The sequence below is a fragment of the Oligella urethralis DSM 7531 genome, from assembly GCF_000372065.1.
Taxonomy (GTDB): Bacteria; Pseudomonadota; Gammaproteobacteria; order Burkholderiales; family Burkholderiaceae_B; genus Oligella; species Oligella urethralis.
The window spans coordinates 64047-77866 of the sequence record NZ_AQVB01000008.1 but is presented as its reverse complement, the minus strand read 5'-3'; the positions used below and the strand labels follow the sequence as shown (position 1 = coordinate 77866).

9 protein-coding genes and 1 pseudogene are annotated in these 13820 nt (G+C 45.5%); 2 read left to right on the top strand and 8 right to left on the bottom strand.

Going from position 1 to position 13820, the window contains the following annotated elements; translation table 11 throughout:
* Positions 1-125: 125 nt before the first annotated feature.
* Positions 126-1666, bottom strand: a pseudogene (locus tag A3GA_RS11415) (type I restriction-modification system subunit M).
* Positions 1667-1858: 192 nt separating this feature from the next.
* Here A3GA_RS11415 and A3GA_RS12185 point away from each other — a divergent pair.
* On the top strand, positions 1859-2029 hold the full coding sequence (locus A3GA_RS12185) for a hypothetical protein (RefSeq protein WP_018026555.1): 171 nt from the start codon (positions 1859-1861) through the stop codon (positions 2027-2029).
* Positions 2030-2295: 266 nt separating this feature from the next.
* Here the strand turns inward: A3GA_RS12185 and A3GA_RS0106325 are convergent, their stop codons facing one another.
* The 5 genes from A3GA_RS0106325 to A3GA_RS0106300 form a co-directional block, all read right to left on the bottom strand.
* Positions 2296-3762, bottom strand: coding sequence for a SulP family inorganic anion transporter (locus A3GA_RS0106325; protein ID WP_018026554.1), 1467 nt, complete (start codon positions 3760-3762; stop codon positions 2296-2298).
* A gap of 523 nt (positions 3763-4285) precedes the next feature.
* The gene (locus A3GA_RS0106315) at positions 4286-5533 is read right to left on the bottom strand and encodes an amidohydrolase family protein (RefSeq protein ID WP_018026551.1); all 1248 of its coding nucleotides are present in this window, start codon (positions 5531-5533) and stop codon (positions 4286-4288) included.
* A 33-nt stretch (positions 5534-5566) separates the two neighbouring features.
* Positions 5567-6754: an MFS transporter gene (locus tag A3GA_RS0106310; RefSeq protein ID WP_018026550.1), complete on the bottom strand. Its 1188-nt coding sequence runs from the start codon at positions 6752-6754 to the stop codon at positions 5567-5569.
* Between the two features lie 273 nt (positions 6755-7027).
* Positions 7028-9781 carry a preprotein translocase subunit SecA gene (gene secA, locus A3GA_RS0106305; protein ID WP_018026549.1) on the bottom strand — a complete coding sequence of 918 codons (2754 nt, stop codon included), beginning with the start codon at positions 9779-9781 and terminating at the stop codon, positions 7028-7030.
* Positions 9782-9936: 155 nt separating this feature from the next.
* Positions 9937-10920: a M23 family metallopeptidase gene (locus A3GA_RS0106300; RefSeq protein ID WP_018026548.1), complete on the bottom strand. Its 984-nt coding sequence runs from the start codon at positions 10918-10920 to the stop codon at positions 9937-9939.
* A gap of 15 nt (positions 10921-10935) precedes the next feature.
* On the opposite strand from A3GA_RS0106300, the gene A3GA_RS0106295 reads away from it, so the two are divergent.
* The gene (locus A3GA_RS0106295) at positions 10936-11262 is read left to right on the top strand and encodes a DciA family protein (protein WP_018026547.1); all 327 of its coding nucleotides are present in this window, start codon (positions 10936-10938) and stop codon (positions 11260-11262) included.
* A gap of 21 nt (positions 11263-11283) precedes the next feature.
* Here A3GA_RS0106295 and lpxC read toward each other — a convergent pair whose 3' ends face one another.
* Together lpxC and ftsZ are read right to left on the bottom strand one after the other, a co-directional pair.
* Entirely contained in the window at positions 11284-12207 is a 924-nt protein-coding gene (lpxC, locus tag A3GA_RS0106290; protein ID WP_018026546.1) for a UDP-3-O-acyl-N-acetylglucosamine deacetylase, read from the bottom strand.
* Positions 12208-12479: 272 nt separating this feature from the next.
* Positions 12480-13715, bottom strand: a complete 1236-nt coding sequence (ftsZ, locus tag A3GA_RS0106285) for a cell division protein FtsZ (protein ID WP_018026545.1) — start codon at positions 13713-13715, stop codon at positions 12480-12482.
* Positions 13716-13820: the final 105 nt, after the last annotated feature.

Genomic DNA, 13820 nt, shown 5'->3' with positions numbered 1-13820 from the left:
CCTATGCACTCTCAATTTCCGCCACGATTACGCCCGTTTCAGCGCGCAAAAGCTTGATATTCAGTTGCTTTGGTAGAAAAATCGGAAATCCCGATTTTTCTCCATGGTGTATAAAATTATTTCGCTTATGCTTCAATCTCTTGTATCACCGCATCAATCTCAGCACGTAACTGCTCGATCCTTTTCACCGTCGCTTCAATCTCTGCATTTAGCTCAGTAATATTAATTAATTCACGCGTGTCCTTTGCCTCGACATAACTACTGACGGATAGCACGTAGTCATTCTGAGCAATGACTTCATTGTCCACGCTCTGTGCAAAATGTGCGATATCTTCTTTGCTATCAAAAACGGTCATGATCTTCTCAATATGCTCATCTAACAGCACATTGTTATTCGTGACTTTATGAAATAACTCACTGGCATCAATAAACTGGGTTTTGGTGGTGCTTTTATTCTTTGCTAGCACTAGGATCGTCACCGCAATGGAGGTACCAAAGAACAAGTTCGGCGCCATCGAAATCACAGTTTCTACATAGTTATGATCACTAAATATTGACGAATTTGTTTTTCTGCCCCACCCCGGTAAAACACACCGGGGAAACACACAATAGCAGCGCGCCCCTTACTGGATAGATAGTTCAAGCTATGCATAATAAAGGCTAAATCCGCCTTAGACTTGGGCGCTAGCACCCCTGCTGGCGCAAAGCGCTCATCATTAATTAAAGTCGGATCATCCGTGCCTGGCCACTTAACTGAATAAGGTGGATTCGAGACGATCGCATCAAAGGGTCTATCATCCTTAAACCGCGGTTTTAATAAGGTATCACCACGCTCAATATGAAACTTATCGTAGTTAACATTATGCAAGAACATATTCATGCGAGCTAAGTTATAGGTCGTGTGATTAATCTCTTGACCGAAAAAGCCCTCTTCAATATTACTCACATCAAAATACTTTTGCGCTTGCAGTAGCAATGATCCTGAGCCGCAGGCCGGGTCATAGATTTTATTGACTGAAGTCTGACCATGCAAAGCTAACTTAGCGATCAGCTTAGAAACACTTTGTGGGGTAAAAAATTCGCCCCCAGACTTACCCGCATTGGCTGCATAATTAGAAATCAAAAACTCATAAGCATCACCGAAGAGATCGATCTGGTTCTCTTCAAAAGCCCCAAAATCTAGCTCCGCCACCCCTTTTAATACTGCCGCTAGACGTTTATTTTTCTCGGCAACCGTATTACCTAGACGACTACTGCCCGTATCAAAATCCGCAAAGAGCCCTTTAATATCGTTTTCTGACTCAAAGCCATTGGCTGAATTTTCAATGGCAGCAAAAATATTGGCCAAATCGATATTAAGATTTTCATTTTTATGCGCATCTTTGACCACATTTTGAAAGAGCTGACTGGGGTAAATAAAGTAACCCTTTACACGAATACAATCCTCAATGAGCTCCTTAGTCATCACCTCATCTGATAGGGCTGCATAATTGACACTCTCATCACCTGCTTCAATAAAGCGAGCAAAATTCTCACTCATAAAGCGATAGAATAATGTCCCCAAAACATATTGCTTAAAGTCCCAACCATCGACGGAACCTCGAACATCATTGGCGATCTGCCAAATGCGGCGGTGTAATTCTTCTCTTTGCTGTGTACTCGTCATAATTATCTCAATGCGGTGTTAATAGTTATCTTTATTTCATTTATTAACTGCAATTATAGTTTAAGCTTTCACATTTAGCCCCATCCGTAAGCTTATCAAATAGAATGTAGTTTGCGCCCCTTTACTCACATAGAACCGTCAAGACACAATTTTTCGACGGTTCATGCAATTAAATGGTTATGGTTAGCAAAAATGATAGAACAGCTAAAGGATGACAGGTATAAACTCAACAAAAAGCATGATGCAGAGGCTGAACATTCACAGCCGAGCCATGGCGATAGCATTGAGGCACTCACAGACAAGCTGCGCAAGCAACTGTATGAGACAGCCTTAGCCGCTAAGCTTGAGGCTCACCTTAGCTAACTTTTCCTCTTCTGAGTCACCGAGCTTAAAAAGATAGGCATAGCCCCAGTGCGCTGTAACGGGATGACCAAGACAAATAGGGCAGACCTCACCGGCTGCTATACACGTAATGCAAAGGGGATACCCGAAGCTCATTCATAACTTCTTCGTTGGTCAGTGTTTAAAGATATCAGCTATTTCAATAATGCGAATATAGTGGAAATGCTCTCAATTGCTACAAAAAAGCCTGATCTATAAAATCAGGCTCTTTCTTTAAAATAAATGACTTAACGAGATACCGCTAATAATTTTTTAGGCTCGTTTGCCAGTTGTAAAATAATACGACGGGACTGCTTATTCAGACCAATAAAGTAAACTTTCACCCCTTTATGACTCAACTTAGTGTGCACCCTCTCTAAAGCCTCAACTGCTGTTAAATCCCAAATATGCGCCTCAGACAAATCAATGTGTATTGACTCGATAGGCTCATTTAAATCTAGACTATCAACAAACTGTCCTGCTGACGCAAAAAACAGCTGCCCTTTAGCTTTATAAATACGGCACGTCCCATCCTCGGAAAGATAATTATGCACACATAATATATCCACTACTTTGTGCGCAAAAAAGATGGCTGATAACAGCACGCCTACTAGGACGCCTTTTGCTAGATCATGCGACCACACAGTCACGACTACTGTAGCGATCATTACGACACTAGAGCTTCTGGGGTGCACCACCAGATTTTTAACGGACTGCCAATCAAAGGTACTAATCGAAACCATAATCATGACAGCAACCACTGCAGCCATAGGAATCTGGCTAACCCAATCGCCTAAAAACACAATCAAAATCAGTAGAAAAACACCAGCACATAAGGTAGATAAACGACCTCGACCACCCGCTTTCACATTAATCACCGACTGCCCAATCATGGCACAGCCTGCCATCCCACCCAAAAAACCCGTAGCCACGTTTGCTATACCTTGGCCCATACTTTCGCGGTTCTTATTACTTGGGGTATCTGTCATGTCATCAACGATGGAAGCGGTCATCAACGACTCTAATAAACCCACTACCGCTAAGGTCAAGGAGTAAGGAAAGATGATCTGTAAGGTTTCTAAAGTAAAAGGAATATCGGGAATAAGAAAAATAGGTAGCGTATTTGGCAACTCTCCCATATCTCCAACTGTGCGCACATCAATGCCAAACCACATCGTTATAGCCGTTAACGCCACAATCGTCACCAAAGGCGAGGGAAGCACAGTCGTGATACGCGGTAGTAGATAGATAATAGCCAAACCGGAGGCAGTCAATGCATAGACATGCCAAGTGACATTCCTTAACTCAGGCAGCTGAGCTAAGAAAATAAGAATAGCGAGAGCATTCACAAAGCCAGTGACCACAGACTTAGACACAAAACGCATCAAAGCACCCAGTTTAATCATACCTGCTACGATTTGAATTAAACCTGCCAAAATAGTAGCCGCTAACAGATACTGGAGCCCATGGTCTTTAACTAAAGACACAATTACCAACGCCATCGCTCCAGTCGCAGCCGAAATCATGCCTGGGCGGCCACCTACAAACGCAATAATGGTGGCGATACTAAAAGAAGCATACAAGCCCACTTTAGGATCTACACCAGCGATAATAGAAAAAGCGATGGCCTCAGGGATGAGTGCCAAGGCAACTAAGAGCCCCGAGATCACATCTCGACGCGTATTAAAAAACCACGTGGAATATAAATTAGACATGCAGAAATCCAATTCTGCACAGCAGGCAGCTAGAGCCAACAGCAAGGAAAAATAAAGACGCCATGAGCTACCCACTGTGCTTTATTAAACAACAGAAAAACAAAGCAAAAAAGGAGGTAGCGATAAGTTACATGGGTATAAAGATAAAAATATTATTGATTAAGCCAAAGTATAACATCTTTCTGCCTAGCCCTCCAGACGCCCCCAGATCTACCCCTGGGATAAGCCAAGAAGACTAAACGGAGCCCTTATCGCTAGTGGTTTTATATCTAACAAGCTTAATACCAACTGAGAACAAGCGCTAACTCAATGCTAAGCGCCGCTTGGCAATTCAAAAGACGTGATAACGCCGCTCGTGACATGGATGATTTTTCAGCGTTTGCTGTTACTATGGTCTCCCAAGTAAATTTGACACCCCATGAAGACGGGCGCGGTGATGCGCTCCGAGACGAGCAGCGTGATACATTGCGGTCACGATAAATTAAAGGGTGTAGCCAAGGCATCGCTACACCCTATTTTCTTCCTACAACTTAAACTCAACCTCAAACGCTTGCGGCTTTTTCTTAAAGAGGAAGTCGCCATTGCGCACGGACATGACCACATCCACACGGCGGCGAATGGCATCAAAGACTGTCTTCTCATCTAAGACAATGAAGTTCGCCGCCTTACCCTCGTCTAGACCATATTCATCCTGAATATTCAGACATCTTGCCCCATTATAAGTAATCAGATCAAAGGCATTTTCTAGCTCCTCAGGACTGGCGTACTGACTGAGGTGGATACCATTATCCAAAATATTCATCAAGTTGCCATTCCCTAAGGGGTACCATGGATCATTGATGGAGTCTTGACCAAAGGCCACGTTAATATTCATATGCATAAATTCCTTAACCCGAGTAAGACCGCGACGCTTCGGATAGGTGTCCTGACGACCCTGTAAGTAGGCGTTTTCAGTCGGTAGGGAAACGAAATTCATTTTACTCTTCATAAAGAGGTCAAACATACGGAAGGCATAGGCATCATCCGCTGAGCCAAAAGAACAGGTATGACTCGCAGAGGTACGCACACCATATTCCTCCATCAGGACTAAAGCATTCAGTAGCTCCACAAAGCGTGCATTCGGATCATCGATCTCATCACAGTGGACATCAATCAAACGGTCGTATTTCAGCGCTAACTCCACCGTATCATGGACCGACTTCTCACCAAACTCACGTGCAGGCTCATAGTGAGGGATGCCACCCACCACCTCGGCACCCATTTTTAATGCCTCTTCGACTAAGTCACGACCACCTTTGTAAGTGTACATACCATTTTGCGGAAAGGCAACAATCTGGATATAGACCTTATCGGCTAGCTCTTCTTTAAGCTCCATCAAAGCCTTAAAACCCGTAAACTTCGGATCAGTGACATCCGCATGGGTACGAATATGCTGCACCCCTTGTGATACCTCGTCATAAATCGCCTTGCGGGCAAGCGCCTTAACACTTTCTTTGCTCATCGTCGCTTTGTATTTAGGCCAATTCTCAATGGCCTCAAATAGCGTGCCTGTCTTGGCCCCAATACCCTCCATCTCACCCACGGTATAGGCATAATCCAAGTGAATATGTGAATCAACATAGGGAGGTAAAACCAGTTTACCCTCTAAATCAATGACCTCCTTGGCATCGGGTAAATGATTGCCAATGGCTTTAAACTTACCGTCCTCAATTAAAATTTCTTTGGCATCGGGTTGACGATAAATTGTCGCATTAATAAATTTCTTAGTCATTTTAAACTCCTATTTTCAATCAGGGTAAAGCTACTACTGCTCACCTAAGGTACCTTTGGAGATAAAGGAAATCATCGTGGCTGCAGCTAATAAAATCACGGCCAACATCACCACCGCCATGATATTTGCATGAGCTAATAAAAAACCACCAAAGGAAGTCGCTAATAGAATCGAAAAATTAAACATACTACTTTGCACACTGGTGGCAATGGCTTTGGCACTTTCACTATGACTTGCCACTGCGGTTTGTAACATGGTCACCAGCGGTCCAAAGGAAATGCCCCATAAGAAAAACGCAAGATAGGCAGCCAGATAATAATGAGCGATAAAATACAGCAAGCCCAAACCCAGCGCCCCTAACAAGAACATCAAGCTGGTAAATCGACGTAAACTCGTATCGGTAAAGCGCATTGCCAACATAATGGAGATAAAGGAGCCAATACCAAATAACAGCAAGGCCGTTTCAATACCGCCAGGCACATTGACCCTGTCCACTAGCTGCGTGATATAGGTGTACACCGCATAATGCGCCATCACCCCAAGCAAAGTAAGCAATAAAATATTCAGCACATGCTTATTTTTTAAAAGGCTTAAGGGATTATTTTCTTGAGTAACTTGCTCACCCGGCACCGACGGTAGGAAGAAAAAGGCCAACACCATAATCCCCACAATCAGCGCACCCAGTGCAAAAAACTCAATGCGCCAACCCCAACTGGTACCAATCCATGTCATCAAGGGCATGCCAAAGCTCACCCCAAGGGTGGTACCCGCCATAATGATGGCAATGGCCATCCCATGATGATTGGACGATACGATCTTCATCCCATAGGCGGTAATCATGGCCCAAAGAATACCCGCCATGGCACCCCCAATCAGGCGCATCGCAAGGGTCAACAGATAGGAACTAGAAAAGCCCACCACAATATTGGATAAGGCAAAACCAAACAATAACCACAGCAATAATGGCTTACGATTAAAGCGCATCGTCGCCGTTACTAATGGTACCGCCACAATGGCACTCGCTAAGGCATAGAGCCCGATCATCTGACCGGCACTTTCAACCGAAATAGCCAAACCCTCACTGATATGGTCCAACACACCAGCGGGCATCATCTCTGACAAAATCGCAATGAAGGTCACGCTAGACATCAGCACCAACATCAATAAGGTGGCGATGCTTAGCTTTTCTTGAGCCTGCACTGAGCACTTAAGATCACTCATGAATTCCTCCAAATAGTTAAATCGAGACTAGAGGACACACTATGCTTTAGCAATGACTACGCTAAATAGCGACAAGAACAAATCAATTGATATGAGGAAGAAAAACAATTGAGGGCATAAGCCATTGATAAGCCGATAAGACTACACCTCTATCTTTTATTCTATAGAGAGAATCAGATAAAAAACTTGAGATAGATCAAAAGATTCATCAAAAAAGCTCACTAATCCTCATGAACTAGTGAGCTTTTATACGGGACAAATTTATCGCTAAAACTAGCTTAACTTGCCATGGCAGTGCTTGTACTTCTTGCCACTACCGCATGGGCATGGATCATTACGACCTACATGCTTCATCATATTTTTAACCGTGATACCGCCAGCGGACACATCACCCTCATCAGAGACAGTGACGCCGTCAGCGCTATCCTCAGCGCCATCGGCCTGAGGATGGTGGTACTGCATATTTTTCACTGATGACTGCTGTTGCTGTGCCTCAGCCACCTGCTCAGGTGCTTGAATTTGAACCGTCATCAAGATCTTCACGGCTTCATCACGAATACGATCCAACATATGGGAGAACAGAGCAAATGCCTCTTTTTTGTACTCTTGCTTAGGATCGCGTTGCGCGTAACCACGTAAATGGATCCCCTGACGCAAATGCTCAAGTGCCGATAAATGCTCGCGCCAGCTAGCATCCATGCGATCCAATAGCACCGAACGCTCAAACTGCGCCCATGACTGCTCGCCCACCAAGTCAATTTTCTCCTGGTTATGCTTATCAGCCGCTTCAAGCACGCGTTCCAAAATTCCCTCATCGTCTAAATTGCTATCTTCAGCAAGCCATTGACTCACAGGGACCTCTAACTTCCACTCGCTAGCTAAGACATTTTCCAAGGCTGGGATATCCCACTGCTCCTCCATTGACTCAGCAGGCACGTATTGGTGCACCACCTCAGCCATGGCATCATGACGCATGTTAGCGAGAATATCCGTCAATGAGGCAGACTCTAATACCTCATTACGTTGACCATAAATCACCTTACGCTGATCATTGGCCACATCATCAAACTCAAGTAATTGCTTACGAATATCAAAGTTGCGACTCTCTACCTTGCGCTGAGCAGACTCAATGGAGCGGGTTACCATTTTGGCTTCAATCGGCTCGCCATCAACACCAAGTCGCTCCATGATGGCACGTACGCGCTCACCCGCAAAAATACGCATCAGAGGATCGTCCAAGCTTAAATAAAAACGCGATGAGCCTGGGTCACCCTGACGCCCCGCACGACCACGCAACTGATTGTCAATACGCCGTGATTCATGTCGTTCAGTACCGATAATACGTAGACCGCCGGCCTCCTTTACCTGTTGGTTAATCGGCGCCCACGCCTCGCGAATCTCCTTGATACGAAATGCTTTTTGTTCCGCAGTAAGCGAATCGTCGGCCATCACCAGATTAATACTTTTTTCAATGCTGCCACCCAACACAATATCGGTACCACGACCAGCCATATTGGTGGCAATGGTAATGGCGCCTGGCTTACCCGCTTCGGCGACAATTTCTGCCTCACGTGCGTGCTGTTTGGCATTTAATACATCGTGCGGTAAACCCTCTTTTTTCAGAAGATTCGATAATAACTCAGAGTTTTCAATGCTGGTGGTACCGACCAAGACGGGTTGCTTACGCTCGTAGCAATCACGTACGTCCTTAATGATAGCGGCAAACTTCTGCTCATCATTCTTAAAAATCTGATCGTTCTGATCCTCACGAATCATCGGTAAATTGGTCGGAATAATGACCGTCTCTAAACCGTAAATCTGCTGGAACTCATAGGCCTCAGTATCTGCCGTACCGGTCATACCACCCAACTTCTCGTACATCCGGAAATAGTTCTGGAACGTAATAGAGGCTAAGGTTTGGTTTTCATTTTGAATCTGAACTTTTTCTTTGGCTTCAACCGCTTGATGTAAACCATCTGACCAGCGTCGACCCTGCATAAAGCGGCCGGTGAACTCGTCAACAATCACAACCTCACCATCCTGCACCACATAGTGCTGATCGCGGTGGAAAAGATTATGCGCTCTTAAAGCCACCATCAAATGATGCACTAAGCTGATATTGCGCGGATCGTATAAGGACTGCCCCTCAGGCAAAATATTCAGTTGACGTAAGATGTTCTCCGCCTTTTCATGACCCGCTTCGGATAAATGAATTTGTTGTGCTTTTTCATCAACCCAAAAATCACCCTCGGGCTCCGGCTCATCCGGACGTGGCTCATGGGCCATGCGCGTCATCATCGCTGGCACCGCATCCATTTTTTGGTAAAGCTCAGTATTGTCCTCGGCTTGACCTGAAATAATTAATGGGGTGCGCGCCTCGTCAATGAGAATCGAGTCGACCTCATCCACAATCGCATAATACAACTTGCGCTGACGACGATCCTCAACCCGATACTCCATGTTGTCACGTAAGTAATCAAAGCCGAACTCATTATTAGTACCGTAGGTAATATCAGCGCGATAGGCGGCAATTTTTTCAGGGTTGCTCTGATTCGAAGCAACCACACCCACACTTAAGCCTAAAAAATTATATAGGCGACCATTATTGCGAGCATCACGCGCCGCTAAGTATTCGTTAACCGTAACAACATGCACCCCCTCACCGGCTAGGGCATTTAAATACACCGCCAAGGTAGACATCAAAGTCTTACCCTCACCAGTACGCATCTCGGCAATCTTACCCTGGTGAAGTGCTAAACCACCGATTAACTGCACATCAAAATGGCGCATCCCCAACACACGTACGGAGGCCTCGCGCACTACCGCAAATGCCTCAGGCAAAATATCATCTAAGCTCTGACCACCCGCTAATCGCTCTTTAAACTCGGTGGTTTTAGCGGCTAACTGCTCATCACTCAAAGCCTGCATCTCAGGCTCTAGTTTATTAATTTTGGCTACGATTTTTCGGTATTGCTTGAGTAGTCGATCATTACGGCTACCGATGATTTTTTTAATAATGGAAATCATATTGTTAATAGTGTGAATATTAAAAAGACCGACTTCGACCCCAAGTGATGAAGCGGTATTGCCCTACAGTTTAACCTATCAGCCTGTGTATTTGAGGCTAAGTTTGTAGATATCAAGATATTGCCGTGGCTTTTTATAAAAAAGCAATTGTACACTTATTCTTGACTTAATAACTTCAGTGTATCTAAGAAAGAAGTGCCGGCACCTAGCTTGACTTGCGAGAGATCCTTACCTAAGACCAGTATGGGATCGATGGGTACCCCATCCACTCGCACCTCAAAGTGTAAATGCGCCCCGGTCGAATTACCGGTATTACCAATGCGTGCAATCAGTTGACGACGCGTCACCAAATCACCCGCTTCCACCAGATTTTCGCTATTGTGCGCATATACCGTGCTGACACCCGAGCCGTGATCAATTTCGACTAAGTTACCATAACCAGAGACATAGCTTGAACTCGCCACCACCCCGCTACTGGCCGCATAAATTGGTGTACCCTTAGGCGCTGCAAAATCCACCCCGGCATGCAATCGCGACTCACCACTTACGGGATGTAAGCGCCAACCAAACGGCGAGGTCATACGCGCCTGCAGCATCGATACTGGTATCCCAGTGGGCACCCTATCTAAGGCAATTTGACGGCTTTGCATTAAAACATCGAAGGTACGTACACGATTTAGCTGCAAATTAAGCTTTTGCTTAAGCAAATCAAGCTCACGACCGATTTTCTCACCGGAGTAACCACCCTCATCAATAAACTCCTCCATCGGTTTCGCATCCTCGCCTAAACTCGGCTGCGATAAAGTATTGCCACCAATGCCGAGGTTTAAGGCACTATCACCACTTAGACGATTAGTCAGTCGGGTGATGTCTTCTAGCATAATTTTAGCTTCAGCTAATTGCTGCGCCAGTTGTGCCAAGCTTTGTTCAATCAAATGTTGTTGAGCGGGGTTTTGCTGTACACTAGAGATATCCCTCGTGGCCTCAACAGTCCCTTTTGTCTGCTGATAGCCAAAGCGGCGCTCTAGCAAAGCACCTGACACCAGTGCAATAAAGACACATAAGACGGTGATACTGAATGACCAAACCTTTTGCGTTTTTTGTTTGGCTCGTCGAGGTGATACAAATTTTTTAGCCAAAGCTACTTCCTTAGTATGAAATCACATCGTAATTATCGTCAACCGCCCACCTTTCACACCGCTATTGAGTGGTTAGAACAAGAACAGGCAACGGGTGAGGTTCTACAACGGGCACGAACGATTTTAAAGCTACAACCGCTGTTAGTCAGTGTACTAGGCACTGAACTAACAAAGCAGTGTTTGATTATTAATTATACAGGTGGCACGCTACGATTAGCGGTCGCTAACAATGCCTGTGCCGCAAAAATTAAGCAGCTCGCTCCGAGCATGATGCGCCATCTTAATAAGCACGGCCTAGCATTGCAAAATGTAGAGTTAAAGGTGATACGAAGTACCACCTAGACTTGTGAACGACGTGTTCAACTAGGCAAGCTGCCAATCACGACCAAAACCTGCGGCCTTGGCGACCTCAGCTTCGTAGGTCACAACTTCATAGGCATCAGGCTGTGCCAATAAGGCACGTACTAGTTTATTGTTCAGATCATGGCCCGACTTACACGCGACATATTTAGCGAGCAAGGGCTTACCGGCCAAATACAAATCACCGATCGCATCTAGGATTTTGTGTTTTACAAACTCATCATCATAGCGCAGACCGTCTTCATTGAGAATACGATATTCATCCAGCACGATCACATTATCTAAACTACCACCACGACCTAAACCGGCTGAGCGCAATAACTCAACCTCTTGGGCAAAACCAAAGGTACGGGCACGCGCAATGTCTTTGCTAAAAGAATCTACCGCAAAATCCACCTCAGCAAAATTTGCCGTGGAGGCAATGGCTGGATGCTTAAAATCAATAGAGAAAGCTAAAGCAAAGCCTGGATAAGGCTCAAGACGCGCCCACTTGGCGCTATCACCCTCACCCTCAATCACTTCGACCACTCGCTTGAGGCGAATAAATTGCTTAGGCGCATCCTGCTCAACAATGCCGGCAGAGCGTATCAAATACACAAAGGTTGCCGCACTACCGTCCATAATCGGCACCTCTTCACCACTTAGGTCAATATGCAGATTATCAATACCTAATCCGGCAAGTGCAGACATCAGATGCTCAACCGTGGAAACACGGTATTCACCATTGACAAGAACTGAGGCCATGCGTGTGTTACCGACGTTTTCCGCAAAGGCAGGAAAATCAATCATCTCGGGCGTATCAATACGGTGAAAGACAATCCCCGTATTAGGCTCTGCAGGGCGCAAAGTCAGCTCAACGCGCTGACCAGAGTGTACGCCAACACCTATGGTTGAGACCGCCTTTTGTATCGTTCTTTGTTTTAACATGGCAAGTTTCCATCAAATCTATTGCAATCAATTCTTATTTACCAGGCATTTTAACCTAAGTAAATGCCCCAGCCGCGTCTAAAATTTAGATTTTACTAACTAAACGAATTGACATATTTTTGTAACAAAAAAAAGCCAATACCTATGATTAGACAGTATTGGCTCGCTAAGGTGTCACGCACCCTTAATTAAAGTGATGAGCATTAACTGCGAGTAGCAGAAGCTAAAACAATAGCCTCTGCCCCGCTAGCAACTAAGCACAAAACTCGTAATTAATTCGCTTGCTTACGTAGGAAGGCTGGCACATCACTGTCGTTACGCTCTTCTTCCGTTAAGGAACGACGAGTAAAGCTAGGTGTGTCAGTCGAGCTCACATCACCAAAACCGACATTATACTGAGCGCTACGTGCACTACGTGGCGTGCGAATCGGATTGAAACCGCCGCTTGCGCTACGGAAATTTTGAATCACTGCCGTGGCATCATCCGTACCGGTGCGAGCTAGCTGCTCCTCAGAGTTTTGCGCTACAATCTCAGGCTTTTTACGACCAAGACCGGTAGCAACCACAGTCACACGAATCTGATCAGCCATAGCCTCGTCATAAGCGATACCGGAAATAATCACGGCGTCCTTATCGGCGTAACTTGTAATCACCTCGTTAATTGTACGTACTTCACGCTGAGTGATGCTCTTACTGGCGGTGATATTAATTAATACGCCACGTGCGCCATTGAGATCCACACCCTCTAATAATGGGCAAGCGATAGCTTCTTCGGCTGCCTTTTTGGCACGGTCCTCACCAGAAGCAGTAGCCGTACCCATCATCGCCTGGCCCTGCTCGCTCATAATGGTTTTCACGTCTTCGAAGTCGACGTTGATATTACCCTCAACATTAATAATTTCAGCAATACCAGCGCAAGCATTGTGTAATACATCATCGGCTTCCACAAAGCACTCTTGCATGGTGGCTTCACCGCCTAGCATCTCCTCTAAGCGATCGTTAAGCACCACAATTAATGCGTTAACATGCTCAGACAAGCTCTCAATACCCGCTTCAGCTGCGTTCATGCGGCGATTACCCTCGTAACCAAAAGGCTTTGAAACCACACCCACTGTAAGAATGCCAAGTTCACGGGCAATTTGTGCTACTACTGGACTTGCGCCAGTACCAGTACCACCACCCATACCAGCGGTAATAAATACCATATGGGCGCCACTTAAGGCCTGACGGATTTGCTCACGTGCCGCCTCTGCTGCTGCGCGACCATTTTCAGGCTTGGCACCAGCTCCTAAACCGGTCTTACCTAAGGCAATCACTTGCTCAGCTTTGGAACTGGCGAGTGCTTGAGCGTCAGTATTAGCACTGATAAACTCAACCCCCTTAAGACCCTTGGCGATCATGTGATTGACGGCGTTGCCACCGGCACCACCCACACCAATCACCTTGATAATCGTGCCGTTTTGAGGCTGCTCCTGCTCAACGAACTTGAAACCTAAATCCATGCTCATAAAAATAACTCCTACTTCCCTATGATGAAAACATGGAAATCACCTCAAAGAAAGAGCCAATGCGTCATTCGCACTGCCTTTGAGAAATCTCCACCCGACTCCACT